We start from the raw sequence: 226 nt of genomic DNA, 5'->3' as shown, positions 1-226 counted from the left end.
GTGCTGCCGCTGCTTCCTCTCGCCCATCTCGATCGCGAGTTCGACTACCTCGTCCCCGCGGAACTGGACGAGCAGGCCCGGCCCGGGGTGCGGGTGCGGGTGCGGTTCTCCGGTCGCCTCGTCGACGGTTTCCTGCTCGAGCGGGCCGAGTCCAGTGATCACCCCGGCAAGCTCGGCTGGCTCGACCGAGTCGTCTCCGCCGAATGTGTTCTCACCCCCGAGGTCC

General features: G+C 69.5%; 1 protein-coding gene. It reads left to right on the top strand.

Annotated features, from left to right (window positions below; all coding sequences use genetic code 11):
- Positions 1-226 (top strand): primosomal protein N' family DNA-binding protein (locus IJ15_RS25010; protein WP_456238387.1); only part of this gene is annotated, 226 nt, incomplete at both ends.

Origin of the sequence: Prescottella defluvii (assembly GCF_000738775.1) — a bacterium.
GTDB lineage: Bacteria > Actinomycetota > Actinomycetes > Mycobacteriales > Mycobacteriaceae > Prescottella > Prescottella defluvii.
The sequence above is the reverse complement of the archived record's forward strand: the minus strand, read 5'-3'. Positions and strand labels throughout refer to the sequence as shown.